General features: G+C 53.0%; 14 protein-coding genes and 2 tRNA genes. 7 read left to right on the forward strand and 9 right to left on the reverse strand.

The window, feature by feature from the left end; genetic code table 11:
• Positions 1-98 precede the first annotated feature (98 nt).
• The 5 genes from WHS46_04220 (at position 99) to selB (ending at position 4,036) form a co-directional block, all read left to right on the forward strand.
• Entirely contained in the window at positions 99-443 is a 345-nt protein-coding gene (locus tag WHS46_04220; GenBank protein ID MEJ5347879.1) for a CGGC domain-containing protein, read from the forward strand.
• 394 nt (positions 444-837) lie between these two features.
• Positions 838-929: transfer RNA gene (locus WHS46_04225), tRNA-Cys, on the forward strand.
• A gap of 57 nt (positions 930-986) precedes the next feature.
• Complete coding sequence (locus WHS46_04230; protein MEJ5347880.1) at positions 987-1,448, forward strand: hydrogenase iron-sulfur subunit; 462 nt, start codon at positions 987-989, stop codon at positions 1,446-1,448.
• A gap of 40 nt (positions 1,449-1,488) precedes the next feature.
• Positions 1,489-2,157: a hypothetical protein gene (locus tag WHS46_04235; protein ID MEJ5347881.1), complete on the forward strand. Its 669-nt coding sequence runs from the start codon at positions 1,489-1,491 to the stop codon at positions 2,155-2,157.
• Entirely contained in the window at positions 2,075-4,036 is a 1,962-nt protein-coding gene (gene selB / locus WHS46_04240) for a selenocysteine-specific translation elongation factor (GenBank protein ID MEJ5347882.1), read from the forward strand. Before WHS46_04235 ends, selB begins: the two co-directional genes overlap by 83 nt.
• Before the next feature lie 325 nt (positions 4,037-4,361).
• On the opposite strand, the gene WHS46_04245 is transcribed toward selB, so the two are convergent.
• The 9 genes from WHS46_04245 to WHS46_04285 form a co-directional block, all read right to left on the reverse strand.
• Positions 4,362-5,066, reverse strand: coding sequence for an ATP-binding cassette domain-containing protein (locus WHS46_04245; protein MEJ5347883.1), 705 nt, complete (start codon positions 5,064-5,066; stop codon positions 4,362-4,364).
• 6 nt (positions 5,067-5,072) lie between these two features.
• Complete coding sequence (locus WHS46_04250) at positions 5,073-5,954, reverse strand: ABC transporter permease subunit (GenBank protein MEJ5347884.1); 882 nt, start codon at positions 5,952-5,954, stop codon at positions 5,073-5,075.
• On the reverse strand, positions 5,951-6,790 hold the full coding sequence (locus WHS46_04255) for an ABC transporter permease subunit (GenBank protein MEJ5347885.1): 840 nt from the start codon (positions 6,788-6,790) through the stop codon (positions 5,951-5,953). The genes WHS46_04250 and WHS46_04255 overlap by 4 nt, the downstream gene beginning before the upstream one ends.
• A gap of 17 nt (positions 6,791-6,807) precedes the next feature.
• Complete coding sequence (locus WHS46_04260) at positions 6,808-7,650, reverse strand: phosphate ABC transporter substrate-binding protein (GenBank protein ID MEJ5347886.1); 843 nt, start codon at positions 7,648-7,650, stop codon at positions 6,808-6,810.
• A gap of 293 nt (positions 7,651-7,943) precedes the next feature.
• A complete protein-coding gene (locus WHS46_04265; GenBank protein MEJ5347887.1) occupies positions 7,944-9,272 on the reverse strand; it encodes a (Fe-S)-binding protein in 1,329 nt (442 codons plus the stop codon).
• 218 nt (positions 9,273-9,490) lie between these two features.
• Entirely contained in the window at positions 9,491-10,492 is a 1,002-nt protein-coding gene (locus tag WHS46_04270) for a hypothetical protein (GenBank protein MEJ5347888.1), read from the reverse strand.
• Between the two features lie 136 nt (positions 10,493-10,628).
• Positions 10,629-11,393 (reverse strand): acyl-CoA dehydratase activase, encoded by a 765-nt coding sequence (locus tag WHS46_04275; protein ID MEJ5347889.1) that lies wholly within the window; start codon positions 11,391-11,393, stop codon positions 10,629-10,631.
• A gap of 454 nt (positions 11,394-11,847) precedes the next feature.
• Entirely contained in the window at positions 11,848-13,119 is a 1,272-nt protein-coding gene (locus tag WHS46_04280; protein ID MEJ5347890.1) for a double-cubane-cluster-containing anaerobic reductase, read from the reverse strand.
• A gap of 808 nt (positions 13,120-13,927) precedes the next feature.
• Positions 13,928-14,004 (reverse strand) — tRNA-Arg (locus tag WHS46_04285).
• Positions 14,005-14,515: 511 nt separating this feature from the next.
• Between WHS46_04285 and WHS46_04290 the strand changes: the two genes are divergently transcribed.
• Positions 14,516-14,680: a hypothetical protein gene (locus WHS46_04290; GenBank protein MEJ5347891.1), complete on the forward strand. Its 165-nt coding sequence runs from the start codon at positions 14,516-14,518 to the stop codon at positions 14,678-14,680.
• A 127-nt stretch (positions 14,681-14,807) separates the two neighbouring features.
• Positions 14,808-16,301, forward strand: a complete 1,494-nt coding sequence (gene lysS, locus WHS46_04295) for a lysine--tRNA ligase (GenBank protein MEJ5347892.1) — start codon at positions 14,808-14,810, stop codon at positions 16,299-16,301.
• Positions 16,302-16,311 lie beyond the last annotated feature (10 nt).

The raw sequence follows: 16,311 nt of genomic DNA on the forward strand, positions 1-16,311 counted from the left end.
AGGGAATATCATGTCTCAATTTCATACATAGGGAAGGGATCTTGCACATGATGCATCAAACAAGATAGAGCCGCTTAAAAGAAAAAAGGAGAAAAGCGATGAAGAAGGTCACCGTGGTGGGCTGTGGCGCATACATGGACAACGGGTACGGATGTCCGGGCGAGTGGCGGTGCTTCAAGGCCGCCGCCTTGGGAGAAGGAAAATTCGACGAACCGGTTCAGGTGACGGCCTTTATGAGGTGCGAATGTCCAGGGCGCACCCTAGCCGCCAATGTAGGCATGGCCATCAAGCTTTCGGAAATCAAGCCGGATGCCATTTACCTCAGTTCTTGTCTCGTGAACGCCAAACCTGGTTGTCCTTACACGTCCGGGCAAGAGATAGCGGAAATCCTTCAGGCAAAGACAGGTCTTCCTGTCATTCTAGGAACCCACGATTATCATTGATTCCTTTGGAGGTCCCTTCCCTCGCGCGTGCGGCGGCGACCTCTTTGATCCATACCCAATGTCGTCCGCCGCCACATCACGCAAAGCAGCCCTCAAATCCTACTTGGTGGTGTTCTCAGGAAAAATTTCCAGCAATGGCACGACGCTTTATCTATTAGTATTTCCTATGTGACTTATCGCATGAAGCCGGCTATATAAAGCCGGTCCCTTGAATAAGAAACGAGGAGTCCTTCATGGTGCGTCTTTTGGGCTTTACCTGACGTGGTGTTTTAACACATACCCGTGCCAGGTAGGCAGTGGGCCGGTCTGGAAGACGCGCTTTACCATTTCATCTATGCTTTCCCCACAAAACAACACTGCATGACCGTAACCCGTCCACCTGGCAGGGGCTTGAGGGGGCAACGGCGCTGGGCGCCCCGCGGGCTGCAAACCCGTTGGCTCGGCCTCATAAGCCGGGAGGAGGTTCGATTCCCCTTGCCCCCTCCATCTGAAGATGACTGCAGAGCGCAGCCACTTGTGATACGCAGCTCTACGGAGGTTTCTATGGATCTCGCCGCCCCTTTCGCAAGCGTCGACCAAGAGCCCTTTCATTTGCAGCCATTTGAGCCGGTGATCGTGTGTTTCTGTTGTCAGTGGTGTTCCTACGCGGCGGCCGATCTGGCGGGAGCCATGCGGCTCAACTATCCCCCCAACATTCGCATTGTGCTGGTTCCCTGCACCGGGCGCATCGATGTGCTCCACCTTCTCAAAACACTGGAAGCCGGAGTGGATGGGGTGTTGGTTTCCGGTTGTCTTCCTGGAGAATGCCATTACGTCAGCGGAAACCTCAAGGCTGCGAAACGAGTGGCACGGGCACGGCAGATTCTGGAAGAACTTGGAGAGAATCCTGAGCGGATCGGCATGGTGCACAATTCGGCTTCCATGGGACCGCAATTGGCCCGTTGTTTCACAGAAATGGTCGAGCGGATCAAAAGACTCGGCCCCATTTTCCTCCGGAAGCAATAGCTTGCCATGGTGGCCAAGAACACCGAGGCAAAGGAGCCGCATGATGGGCATCGTCGTCAACTTTAGTTCTTGGGTGCATCAAAAAGCGGCGGAGCGTGCGTATCGGCTCTGGCGAAGTCTCTTCGGCGAAACTGTGTGTCTTCATGCCGGGACGAGCTGGAAGGACCTTCCCGATACCGTCCTACTCTTTTTCTGTCGGGAGTCAGCACGAAGCAAGCTCGCCCTCTACGACTTTCTTATGGGCGCTCTGGGCCTTGGCTATGGTTACGAGCTGGAGTCGCAGCCCCCCGAAGATTTGTCTCATCTTCTCAATGCGTACTTTTATTTCTCGGATCAGGCCCGCTTTGAATGCTGCCGAAGAATCGAGTGGACAGAACCCATGGCTTCCGCCACGAGACCACTGATTGAACAGGTCTTGGATCCATCCGTTTACGATTATCCAAACCTCATGCAGACGCCCGTCCCGACACCGCACCATCCTGCCCATGAAGCTTATCAGGCCGCTTCGGGATTGGAAAAAAACGTGCTCATGCGCCGCTGGCTGCCGGAGGCAGTCAAAAGGTTTGAAGGATTGGTCATAGCGGCGGATGCACAAGGAACGAGTCTGCCCAAAGGGGATTCCAAACATGACAAGGACTGTTACGATCGGCATTGCAGGCCATGTCGACCACGGCAAGACGACTCTGGTGCGCCTCTTAACAGGCGTTGATACAGACCGCATGCCCGAGGAGAAAAAGCGCGGTCTGAGTATCGAACCGGGTGTGGCTCCCCTTCGCCTTCCGTCCGGTGTGCTCCTATCGCTCATGGATGTGCCGGGTCACAAGGATTACCTGCGCAATGCGGTTCGAGGATTAAGCTGTGTCGAAGGAGCCGTGCTTGTGGTGGCGGCTGACGACGGCGTTATGGCTCAAACCAAAGACCACTTGGATATTTTGCAGTTGCTCGGTGCCCGAGCCGGTATGGTGGTTCTCTCCAAGTCTGATCGCGTGGATGAAGAAACCCTGGAATACGCTCGTCTAGAAATCGAAGAATTGATCGCAGGAACGTTTCTGCACCAAAGCCCAATCATTCCTTTTTCGGCCGTTGATGGTCAAGGCATCGCGGACATTTTAAATGAGCTCGAGCACTTATGCCAGAGGCTGAAAGAAACCGATTCCCCTGGACCTTGTCGACTCTGGATTGACCGTGTTCGCAACGTGCCTGGGCATGGCACGGTGGTGAGCGGCACCCTCATCTCCGGAGTGCTTCGGGAAAACGATCCTCTCACCCTTCTTCCCTCAGGAAAACTTACACGGGCTCGCTCCCTGGAATGGCACCATGTCAAGGTCCAGGAAGCCTTTACGGGGCAACGTGTGGGTGTCAATCTTCATCATCTCAGCCTGGATGAGGTCTCTCCTGGCATGCTTCTGGCCCAGCCTGGAACGGTTGACTGTGTTCCTTATGCGAACGTGGTCCTTCAACTGCTTCCCCATGCTCCTCGAGGACTCGTCCATCAGCAGAAAATTCGCCTGCATATGGGAACAGCGTGTATCCAAGGAAGAGTGATCTTTCTGGAAACGGCCTCAGTCCCTCCCGGCTGCACCGTTATCGCTCAAATTCGGCTGGAACGCCCTCTTCCATGCCTGGCCGGGGATCGCTTCGTTCTCACCTTCCTCGATGATTACGTCGTGGCCGGTGGAGGTCGCATCTTAGAGCCTACAGGGGAAAAACTTCGGGGTGCCAAAGCGTCCCGCATGCTGCCATACCTTCAGTGCCTCGAACGCAGGGACCTGGAAAAGGCCCTGGAACACCTTTTTCTGAGAAATCCTTACACCCCTCTTTCAGCTTCTCGAACGGCTCTGGCTACAGGGTTTCGTTTCGATGACACTGCACGGGTTTTGGAGCGCTGGGTTCAAGAGGATCAGCTCGTAAACATAGGGGAGCATCGCTACATTAGAAAAAAGGATTACACGGCTTTGCGTCGAAAATTTCATGAGGCTCTTGTGGATATTCTTTCATCAAACCCGCTCAAAGAGTGGGTGACGGCAGAAGAATTGCGAGCCCGCGTGGATATGAAATTGGACCCGGACTTGACGCGACATCTCATTTCGGATCTGTGCGACCGGAATCTTGTCGAGCGGGGTGAAGGTGGATACAGACTTCCACACCGAGTGCGCCAATGGTCTCCGCGCCAAAAAGAAATGATGGAAGCCATTTTCAATCTTGTGCGCCGAGAAGGACTGAGCAGTTTTGCGGCAGGGACCATTGGTGATATGACGCAGGAACGATTTGATCGTTTAGAGATTCAAAGAATGTTGGATTATCTTGCTGCCCAAAAGCTTTTGACCCGATTTCGAGACGGCCGTTATATGACTCGAGAAGCCTTTATGGAGGCGCAGAGGCGAGTCTGTTCGTGGATTCGGACTAAAGGAGCCATACGCTTGAGCGACTGCTCGGCGGTATTAGGTTATGGTCGAAACAGGGCGATGGCCCTTTTGGAACATCTGGATGATATCGGCGTCACCGTTCGCCGAGGCGACGAGCGTATTCTGGCGGAAGATTACAGCAAGGAGTTCTGGCGTATGGCAAAATCCGAAACCAAGATTTAGGGACCGGCACACCTTCAAGGCCTAACCTTTGCTAGGTTATTTAAGCGATCTTTTCAGCCCTGATAAAGGTTTTGGGTGCACAGTCGAGAACTTAGGATGAGCCATTCCAGGCCAGGACGTCGGGGCATGGCGCGCCGTGCCCTTACATCTCAAAACTTTTGTTTTCTGGGAAGGCCGGGTATCCCGCCCGCAAAATAAGCGGGCCTCAGGCTTTGCGTTTCCAGGGAATGACCGATTCCAGCGGTTCCAGGGACGAGGCGCCGCCTCGCCTTCATTTCGAAGTGGGGTTCAAGACCTTGGTTTTGCGAGTTCTCGGATAGCTTCCTTAGGAAAGAGATCTTAACGTTTCTTCCGTCACTTCATACACATGATCCGCCAATCGCCGAACCTGTTCCAGGTAATGGGACACCACAATCAGGGTGCATCGTCCCTTGAGGCTAACCAGGAGTTCCTCAATGATGGCTGAGGCCCTCCCGTCCAAAGAGGAGGTCGGCTCATCCAAGAGGAGAACTTCCGGTTGGGCCGCAAGAGCTCGAGCGATGCACAACCGTTGCTGTTGTCCGCCGGAAAGGCGGCGGGCATCTTCGTAAAGGCGGTCTTTCACTTCGTTCCATAGGAAAGCTTGGCGCAAAGCGTCTTCCACCCTGTCAGCCACGACTCGCTTATTCCTTTCGCCAATAATTTTTAGAGGGAAAGCCACATTCTTGTAAATGCTCATGGGCAGAGGATTAGGTGTCTGAAAAACCATGCCGACTTTTCTTCGAAGCTCCGTTACAGAATAGGATGGCGCGGAAACCAGTTGTTCTTGGCCATCTAAACGAATCCAAACATCTCCTTCACCATGAGCGCCGGGAATTTCTTCCCATAAGCGGTTAAGAGTCATAAGAAAAGTGCTCTTTCCGCAGCCCGACGCTCCTACAACCGCTGTGAGCGCGTGTTCGTAAAAAACGGTGGTGACATGACGAAGCACCGTTCGAGAACCATAGCGAAAGTTCAGGTCTTTTACGCGAATCTTGACGATGGAACCCATCTCATCTCATGCTCGGTAAAGAGCCCAATGGCCTACGAGTCGTTGGATCGTATAGGCTAGAGTATACAAAGTCACGCTGACTCCCAGAAGGATCAATGCCGCTCCAAATCCCCGATTCAGTTCTTCCTGGGATGCATACTGGGTTGATACGTAGAAAATGTAAAAAGGAAGGGCTTCAAAAGGATCCAGCAGGGAGCGAGGGACACCGGCGGATATCACAACGCCCGTGAGCAGGATCACCGCCGTGTCCTCAGCGCATCGGCCGATAGCCAAAAGAAGACCGCTGGCGATGCCCCGCAGGCTGGAAGGAAGAAGAACCCACAAAAGATTTTGGATTCGATCGGCCCCCAGGCTCAGGGCCACAAGGCGCGTATGCGGTGCGACGGCCTCAAGGGCTGTCTGAGTAGCTCGAATGACATACGGAAGCACCAAGATCATAAGCGAGAAGACAGCCACCAAGAGGCAAGGGCCAAAACGCGGCGAAACGGTTTTGTGGAGAATCAGGGAAACACTGAAGCCGAAAAGCCCCACCAGCACAGACGGAACGCCCGCAAGCACGTCGAAAAAGACAGTCAAAATCTCCTTGATTCGGCCTCGGGAGAACTCCGCCAGATAAATCCCGGCGGCCAAACCCAACGGAGCCGCCAGACCTACGGCCCCGAGGACTAGAGAAAGAGTTCCCACAGTAGCCGGCCATAAGCCGTTGAGAACGGACACGCGGTTCAAAAGCGCATCCCATGGGGAAACGGACCCAAAAAGCAATGCAGGGGTCACGTGAAGAATTCCTCGCCAGGCCACGTACCCAACCACCACGATGGCACCGAAAAAAAGCCAGAATCCACTGATCCAGCAAAACCCCCGAACCAGCCATGCCCAAAACGGTTTCATGACATTCCCTGTCCAAAAGAAGTACGTATCTTCCAGGCCAACAAGGCTGCGCAGCTCGTCAAGATATAGAGCACCATGCCACAGAGAAAAATGGAGGCAAATTCCAGGCTCTGAAAGTCCGCAGCGATCACAAGGGCAATATGGGCGGTGAGGGTTCTTGCCGATTCCAAAAAACCTGAGGGCACCTGGGCTGCGTTTCCCGCAAGCATCAAAGCGATAAGGGTATCCCCCAAAGCCCGACCAAAAGATAGAACCGTTCCGGCGGCCAGACCTCTTCCGGCAGATGGGATCACTACCAACACAAAACGCTGCACAGGATCCGCCCCCAAGGCGGCCGCCCCCAAAAGCATTTCCCGGGGGATGGCGGTAAAGGCATCGGCAAAAAAGAGGGTCATGGTGGGAGTAATCATGAGGGAAAGGGGAATAAGGGCGCTCAAAAGACACCGACCGGAACCTTGCTGAAAAACTTCACGAACGGCGGGAACCAGCACAAACACGCCTACGAAGCCGTAAACGACGGTGGGAAATCCCGTCATGACCTGCACGAGACGCTTAAGCAGACCCGCTACAACAGGCGGCGCCAAGCCGTAAATCAAGCCGGCACAACCTAAACTGACTGGGAAAGCTACGGCCAAGCTTGAAACCGCCAGAAGAAAGCTTGTCACCATCATGGGAAAGATTCCATAACCCCTATGCATGGGGTCCCAATGGCCGGTCAGAAGATCCGCGAAAGAAAATGAATTGTATAGGGGCAGAGCCAACAAGGTCACAAAGACCAATATGGCCAAAGGAAGGACGGCGGCGGCCAGAGTGGCCGCCGCCAGGAAAGTTCGCATCCAATGTTCACGATGGCTCATTTGGCGACGGGAATGTATCCTTTGGCGGCGATAACCGCTTGGCCTTCGGGAGTGTAGAGGAGATCAAGAAACGCTTTGGCCAATGGCGATGGTTCCCCCTTCGTGTTGCTGTAGAGGCCTCGGGCCACAGGGTATTTCCCAGAAAGCACGGTCTGGACGCCGGCTTCCACACCGTCTAAAGCCAGTGCGCGCACCGTCTCATCCACGTATCCCACCGACATATACCCAATGGCGGCTGGATCCGTCCCAACAGCCGTTTTCATGGCGCCATTGGAAGGCACCACATCCGCATCCTTTCGAATGGCACCCTTCTGAAGGGCTTTCTCCCAGAACACTTCCCGCGTTCCACTGGCCTCATCTCGAGTGACCACGTGAATGGCCTGATCGGGCCCTCCCACTTCCTTCCAGTTCAAGATCTTTCCGGAAAAAATGTCTTGTAACTGCTGAGAAGTGAGAGACTTCACGGGGTTTTTGGGATGCACCACAGCGGCTACACCGTCCATGGCCCAGCAGTACACCTTCAAACCGTAGGTGGCGACTTCCTCATCCGTCGGCTTGCGCCCGGAATTGCCGATATCCACTAATCCTTCCCCAACCTGCTTGATGCCGACACCGGAACCACCCCCGGCAATGCTGATGCGAATGGAAGGGTATCGGGTCATGATTTCCTGAGCCAACGCCTGCATCACGGGAATGTGCGCCGTGCCACCAGAAATTTTAAGAGTTCCCTCCAATCCCTTGAACACTTCGTACGCATCGGCGTGAGCCGTGAGGCGCATCCCTAGCACACAGGCTGTAAAAGCCAGAAAACACAGCACAAAAAGTTTGCGTCGAATCATGATGTCCCTCCATGAGATTCCTTTGGTTTTGTGAAGAACTCATGAAAATGAAACCTTTTTTGCCGGTGAATCACAAATAGGAAATGCCGAAGGGAAAAAACAAAAACGATGGAGAACGCCGATGACAGCTCAAAACTTAGATCGTGCCTACTGAGTTTTGTTATTTAAAGATATTCGATGAAGGGACTGTGGACGGCCCGGTCAGGGGAGAGAACACGGAGGAGCCGTTCCGCGTTCCGTTCATGGCCGGGGTACCATGCGGGCCGTCCACGCAACCGATTCCCGTCAAAGGTCTATTCTTCTTCTTCCATGCCGAAGTCCACGCCCAGTCGTTCCCATTGGGCCTTGGCCTCTTCTTCGGCACGGGCCACCTCTTCATCACTCCAGGGTTCCAGGACCAAAGTTTCGGCCACCAATTGCCAAATATATTTGACTTCGTAGTGGGCATCCTCAGGATAAAACTTCGGAAGTCTTCTCATCATTTGATCTCGGCAATTGGAACACCCCACCACGACCACGTTCGCTCCGCTGTTTTTGATTTGGCGCACCTTATATCGCCCATGCCAGGCGGAATCTTCCTCATACGGCATGGGCCAATTGCCTCCGCCCGCCCCGCAGCAATAATTGCCGCTTCGATTGGGCTCCATGTCCACAAACTGGTCCACGCATTGTTGAATGATCCAACGTGGCTCTTCATAATAGCCTTTGCCGAAATTACGTTCCAGTTCTCGACCGTGTTTACATGAGTCGTGCCAAGTGAAGATCTTCCCCGCGTTGCGGCTCTTATCTAAACGGATTCGACCCGTCTCGATAATTTCTTTCAAATAATCGTAGAGATAAATGTAATCCACGCGATTGTTCGGATCTTCCAAGGAACACACCTTGAGTCCCTTGCGGCAACCGTAGGACCCTCCTCCGCAATCGGGCATGATCATGCGCTTCACGCCCAGACGTTTCATGTGTTCGATTTTTCGTTTGGCAAGAATTTTAGTCGCTTCATAGTTTCCTGTAAAAAGCCCCCAGTCCACCGCCTCCCAGTTCTCTGAGGGGATGGTCCAGTTTTCCTTGGCGGCGTAAAAGATTTTCCACCACCATTTCATGTCTTCGTTGTCGCTAAAGACTTCCTTGCTGTTGGGGAAAAAGAGGATATCCGCGCCTTGTTTGTCCACGGGTACGTAAAAGCCGGGACATTCTTCTGCAGCCAGCTCCGCCCCCAAATCCGCCATCAGGAAGAAATAGTCCTCCTTGGGAATGGCCATATTGTTGCCGGTAGCCAGCACGTTTTCCACACCCTTGTGCAATATGCCGGGCACCTGGTCTCGAGGTCGAAGATGCTTCATGTGGGCTAAAATGGCTACGATATCAATACCCATGGGACATGCATGGGCACAGCGGCCGCAGCCGGTACAAATCCATGGGAACTTGGAATGGACCACTTCGTCCAAAAGCCCCAACGCTAACATGCGAATCACCTTGCGAGTGTCCCACCCTTCCATGCTCGGATTGCCCGTGATGGGACACCCGTTGGTACAGGTGCCGCAGGTGAGACAAAGATTCAAATCAAACTGGCTGAGATACTGGCGAACGTCGTCTTGAAGTTTCCGCGGTGTCAGGGCTTCCATGGGTTATCCTCCTTGCTTGCCGTGACGAGAGGCTGCCGCTGTGGTCGGCTTTTTTAACAACCGGAAACTAAGGTTTTTGAAATTCGCGAAAGGTGTAAACGGTTTACAAGTGAAGGGCAAATAGGAAGTTTCGATGAAAACACAACGCTCTTATCGGCGAAAAAGGACCATGAAGGGATCTTGATGGTGAATTTCGTCTGTCCGGCTCATTCTAAGGATCATTGAGGAAGACGCAATTCGTAGGAAAAGTAAATCTTGATTCCCTTTTCTTCGGCAGCTTGTCTGACTTTAGGGGACGCCTGGTAGGTTACGAGAACCGGAAAAATTTCCATTCTCGAAATCTCCCGAACCTTCGCGATGGTTTTGAGGAACTCGTCCACATCATGCTTCTTGAGCTGGGTCTTGGCTTCTCCGAGGATAGCCATGCGCCGGCCGTTTATAACGCCGGATCCCCATATATTCACTTCCATGTAATGATTGCGGGCTGTCTCCAAAAAGGTCCTCACCAACGGAGTTTCGATCTTCATGCCAAAGTCTCGTTTCAAAAGCTGCGGTAGGGCCCAGATGGCTTCATCTTCCAGACGATATCCCACCGTGTGGGACAAGCCCCCGAGCATTTCTCTGGTTTTTCGATGTTCGTCGGTGAGTGTGGCCAGCTTGATTTCCGTCTTCTTCTGCGCTTCCGCAAGCTCCTCAACTCGAGCTTCGGTACGTTTCTGAGCTTCCGCCAACTCCTCCAGTCGAGCTTCCGTGCGCTTTTGAGCTTCAGCTAGTTCTTCGACCCGGGCCTCGGTACGCTTTTGAGCCTCCGCGAGTTCTTGGACTCGAGCTTCAGTGCGCTTCTGAGCTTCGGCCAGTTCTTCGATGCGGGCCTCGGTACGCTTTTGAGCTTCCGCCAACTCCTCTAGTCGAGCTTCGGTACGTTTCTGAGCTTCGGCTAGCTCTTCAACTCGGGCTTCCGTGCGCTTTTGAGCCTCCGCGAGTTCTTCGACTCGAGCTTCAGTACGTTTCTGAGCTTCGGCCAGTTCTTCGACTTTTTCAACAAGCCGGTTGAGGGAATGATCGGTGCGGACTTGAGCCTGGGCCAGTTCTCGAACCACCTGCTTAAGATCTTCGAACTCCTCGCGGGCAACCCGGATTTCTCGCACCCGGTCGTCTACGATGGCAAGGATCGTTTTATAAAGTTCTGGTGTGAGTCCCTGTTCCAGGCTGTGGGGCATGGTTATTCCCTTTAAGAATCCGATCCGTTGATAGACTTAATTTTTATTTCTTTCAGCTTGCTACGTCAAGTGAAGAAGGCCGATAAGCAGGCAACCGAAATCTATGAGGGAGCGGGGGTCCATGAAAGGTACAAAATCACGCAGAAGATGCCGTCAGCGCGGCCCCTAGAGCACCGATAACATCAGGGTTTTCAGCTACGATCAATCCGCCGCTCAGAGCCTCACTCAAAAGGTGAGCCATGCACCGATTGTGGGCAACGCCTCCGGCAAAAAGCACGGGTGGATCACCTCCCACGCGCCTCAGCATGGCCAGAGTGCGTTTGACCACAGCACGATGAAGGGCCATCGCGATATTTTGTGGTTTTTCACCCCGGGCCATTAAAGACGTCGCTTCAGATTCGGCAAACACGGTGCACATGCTATTGATTTCAACCAGTTTGTCCGCTTCAAGGGCAAAATCACCAAAGGCTTCCAAGGGAACCTGAAGAGACGTGGCCATGAATTCAAGAAATTTTCCGGTTCCTGCGGCGCATCGGTCGTTCATTTCAAATTTCAGGACGGCACCTTTTGAAGACAGGGCGATGACCTTGGTGTCCTGGCCTCCGATATCCAAAACGGTTCGGACTTCCGGGTACAGATAGTGGGCTCCACGCGCATAGGCCTGGATTTCGGTGACGGTTTGAACTGAAAGATGGGGAAAATGTTCCGACACCAGCCTCCGGCCATATCCCGTCGCTACCACAGGCCATCCGTCCACGTCGGCCAGCAATCGACGGCATTGGGCCACCGGGTCAAAGGTCGTCAGCGTTCTTTCCCAGGTCCACGTTCCGGACTTTGCGTCCAAAACAACCCGTTCAATAGAGCGGCTTCCCACATCAATTCCAACAATCGGCACGTCCATGGTGATAGACATTCCTTTCCAAGTCATTCACCAAGGCATCAAGACATAAGGGAAAAGGGAGTGCGCCGCCAGATTCGATCTCAAGAACTTGCTACTCCCATCAACAAGAACCCTTCGAAACACAACCGTGGATCCATCAAAAGCTTGTAAGCGTAAGTCCACATGTCTACCCCATGGTCAGCCACCTATAGGGTCGGACCAGTGTTTCTGCATGTAGGGGCGGACCGATGTGTCCGCCCCTCCTCCCTCGAAACCTGTGACCTAACTTTACCGGTCCCAAGGTCACGCAAACATCCCCGCCCTCAGCTTCGATCTGAAATATTCTTACCTGAAGCGGCGTCTACAAAACCCTCATATCCATCGAAGTGTCGAAGTCTCCCGATGAAGAAGGCTCGTTTCGGTCTCCTCCTCGGGTTCCAACACGCCCCATTCTCATACCTTCATAAATGGTGTTTCACCGAATCATTTCCACGAAAGCTTCCACCCTTGTCTTCAGCTGCTCCACATCCTCCATGCTGTAATCCGTTTCGATGGCCAGCATGGGTATGCCCGCCTTACTAAGAGCCTTTTCAACCTTGTAGCTCTCTATGGCATAGGGCTGACAAAAAGATAGACCATAATGAATGACGCCCTTTACCTCCAATTCCCGCGCCATGTCCACGATATGGTCCAGCCGCTCCGTATTGGGTGTAAAACACGCACAATCGATTTTCATGTAGCGGTCCACCAGAGCGTCGAGAAGTTCTTCAAGCGTCGTGCCCGATTCGTCTACGAGATCCCGAGTGTTTCGAGTCCCGATACAGGATTCTTCACCCACCACCACGGCTCCGGAGGATTCGATGATATAGGGAAGTTTCCAGTTGGGTATGGCCATAGGACATCCGGAGAGCATAACTCGAACGGCGCCATCCGCCACCCCTTCACCGCGCCGAACTTTTTCTTCCAATTCGTTACAAAGCTCTTCGATCTTCTGGGTGAATCGCTCCGGGTCGTCGTAAAAACTCACTTGGTTAATGAGCAGCACATCGCGACCAGAAATAGGCACAGGCTTAGCGGCCCGCAATTGATTAAGCCGTTGAAGCACCCGCCGACGCCGATTGATAAGCTCAATGGCTTTCCGTAATCTTTCCGCCGTGATTGTAACGCCGGTCAAATTCTCTACGGCTTGCTTGAAACGCAAAACCTCCTCTTTCCATAACGCTCTGTCGGCGGCGCCCTTCATCTGGGGAATTTCCATCACGTAAACCGGCGCATAGTCTGAAAAAATTTCATAAGCCTTCTTCTTGCCGTCACACGTTGTTTCTCCCACCACCATGTCGCACGATTCAATGAAAGGGCACAGACGTGAGAGTTTGAATCCCACAAAAGATTTGATAAGAGCGCACGTGTTACGAGGAAGGATCTTTTCGGCGGCTTCCGTTCCGGCTTCCGCTCCTGCACATAGCCCTACCTGAATAGCATCGGCGGCCCACACGATTTCTTCAGGAACAAAAACACAAAAGGTCCCGATAACCTTTCGTCCTTGAGCGCGTGCTTCCTGCAGTTCTTGAATACGCAACCCGTGAATCTCGGACAGGACAAAATCCAAATACTCCATGCCTCGAAGTCGTCCCTGCTGGTTCAGGTAGATATCTCCATAAAACTTTCCTAAAACCTCCAGCAGGGATGCATGAGCATCCAGATCGAGATTCAACTTTTCCCACATGGCTTCGTACCGTCCCGTCATTCAACTCCTCCTCGACAGTTTCCGTGCTTTGCCTTCTCGATTTTCGATAGATTGTCCCAGTAATCTTTTAGTGCTTTGTTTGTAAGACATGCACCATCGGCAAACAAATAGGAAATCCTGGATTTTCTGGATGCCACGGATCGGGGATTCCTATACAACTTCTGCATCAAATTCCGGCTGAATCCCGCCGAAGAAAACCCAGGAGACACTGTAGGAACGACAAAGATCGCGGCATCAAGGTCTCTCAAAGGGCGGGCAAGGCTGCGCCAACCCCTACAAACCTTAAAACTGGCTCTTCAACCAAGGAGCGGGTCTCCAGCCCGCTTTTTTGTGCGGAGGGGGAACCACACTTCCAGGGTCAAATTTTCTTTCACACCGTCTCCCTAAAGAGCCGAAGCGCCGTAATCCTCTGGATCTTAAAGTCGCTTACTCCCACCTGGCCCACCTTAACCTTTCACGGTGAACTGTCGGGGAAGGTGCGGAGCCGTGTCGTTGCTCCGGCAAGATGGTTTCCTTAGTGTGCCTTTGCGGTTAAACATGGCTTTTCCCATGCGCAGGCTCGCGGGTCTTCGATAACCGTCGGTAGACTGAAAACGATTTCTTCCAAAAGAAGCGAAGCCCGTCGGCTTGAAGGAAACGGGTCCTCATGCCTCCAAACAAAGCTTTTGGAGTCTGATGCTTGACCTCTGCAAAATTGCAGAATGAGGTGGTATTCACGAAAGAATTATGGGAAACTTAGCTTATATTCTAAAGGAAAGCCGATTGACAAAAGGGGTTAACTCACGTGACCACAGCCCCTTAATTTTTCTGGCGCGCCTGGGAGGATTCGAACCCCCGACCCGCGGATTAGAAGTCCGCTGCTCTGTCCTCCTGAGCTACAGGCGCCCATGTGTACCCAAAGGCCGAGGGCGTGCCTCGGCCTCAAATTATGATGCGCCCTACTTTACGTAAAGCCCCGATGCTGTCAATAGTATTACGAGCCGACCGTGCAGCGCCTCATAAGGAAGCCTCAAACTTGCCTGATACCCTCCTAGACTTTGTCCTAGTACCTACGATAAGCCATTCCACCTCAAAATGTACGGGCTAGGCACCCCCTCCGTCTTCCCCTTTAGGTATGGCAAGACCCACCTTGTATGGGCGACGCATCACGTCGCCCCTGTGCAGAAAAAGCACTCGCCGCATCGATGATTTTAGATTTTCGGACTCGCTCCTAAGAGCGTATGTCAGAACGAAGTTCTTTCTGAGAGTGCTGGCATCCCACCCGCATAAATGTCGGGCCGGCGGTCCGCAATTCCTTTTTCTTTGCCATGGCTTTGAAAAATAGATACAGGTACGTGACGTGGATGGTGGAAAAAGCGCGTGTCAGGAGGCGGCAAGATTCGTCACGGAGGGGGCCATGAATCGAAGTACCGCATGGATGTGTTTGGGAGGCGGCGTCATCCTTTTCGCGCTGGGTGTGCAGCGACTATGGCAGCATGGTGATTGGGCGTTGCTGATCCTCAGTGTCCTCATCGGGGCTTTCAGTATTTCTGCTCTCATGAAACACAAAGCCCGTAAATAGGCTCTCTTCTTGCGGCCTCGGCACGGTCCGTGCTTGACGCCACGGCATAAATCATCTACGGTTCACCCGCATTTTTCGGCCGCTGGAGCGGCCGTTTATCGCTCAAGGGGAAAGGACAACAGTCTTCATGGAGGAACTCAGTCAGGTACTGCGAGAGCGCCTTGCAAAAGCGGAAGAAATGGAACGGGAAGGCATCTGCCTTTACCCAAACGGATATGCCGTCGATCATGCCATTGGCTCCATCGTCAATGATTATGCCCACACAAGCCAAGAAGAACTGGAAATCCACCCGCCATCCCCTTTTCTTGTGGCCGGACGCATCATGGCTCTACGCTCTTTTGGGCGATCCATTTTCATGCACATTCAGGATGGATCCGGCCGCATTCAGGTTTATTGCCAGCAAAACACGCTGGGCAAGGAAGCCTATGCCCTGGTCAAGAAATTCGATCTGGGGGATATCATTCGCGTTCGCGGCATTCTTTTTCGCACCAAGACCCAAGAACTGACGCTGCTGGCCCAGGAGGTGGTGCTTCTCACAAAGAATCTTCGACCGCTTCCTGAAAAGTACCACGGGCTCAAGGATGTGGAAACCCGTTACCGTCAGAGGTATGTGGATCTCATTGTCAATCCTTCGGTCCGAGACACTTTTGTCAAGAGAACCCAGATTGTTCAGGCGGTGCGGCAATTCCTTTCCAGCCGCGGTTTTTTGGAAGTAGAAACACCCATGATGCAGCTCATTCCTGGTGGGGCTACCGCTAAGCCTTTCAAAACCTTTCATAATGCTTTGGGAATCGATCTCTATCTGCGTATCGCTCCGGAACTTTACCTTAAAAGACTTCTTGTGGGCGGCTTTGAGCGGGTCTTTGAGTTGAACCGCAACTTTCGAAACGAGGGCATTTCCACGCAGCATAATCCCGAATTCACCATGTTGGAATTCTACCAGGCCTATGCCACTTACGAAGACCTCATGGCGCTCACCGAGGAACTCTTCACCCATGTCGCTCGACAGGTGAACGGCGGAAGCCTTCAGCTGACCTATCAGGGAACCCCCATCGATCTTACACCCCCGTGGCGCCGTTATCGACTCTCGAAAGCTCTTGTCGAAATCGGAGGCCTCTCGGAGGAATCTGTTGAAAATCCAGAGGCTACCGCCGAAGCGGCCCGATCTCTTGGACTGCCCGTGGAAAAGTACGAGGGCCACGGTAAATTGTTGACCAAAATTTTCGACCTTGTGGTGGAACCCAAACTGGTGCAGCCCACCTTTATCACCCACTACCCGCTTGAAGTGTCCCCCTTGTCCCGTAAAAATGATCAAGAACCCCATCTTACCGATCGTTTTGAACTCTTTATCGCCGGACGCGAAATGGCCAATGCCTTTTCGGAACTCAATGATCCTCGAGATCAAAGGGAGCGGTTTCGGCGTCAGGTGGAAGCACGGGATGCCGGAGACGAGGAAGCGCACTTGATGGATGAAGACTACATTCGGGCCCTGGAATACGGCATGCCGCCGGCCGCCGGGGAAGGGATAGGTATCGATCGCATGGTCATGCTTTTTACCGATTCCCCAAGTATTCGAGATGTTATTTTGTTTCCTCATCTTCGCCCCGAAAAGAAGCAATAGCGGAGTCGGT

The sequence above is a fragment of the Desulfosoma sp. genome, from assembly GCA_037481875.1.
GTDB lineage: Bacteria > Desulfobacterota > Syntrophobacteria > Syntrophobacterales > DSM-9756 > Desulfosoma.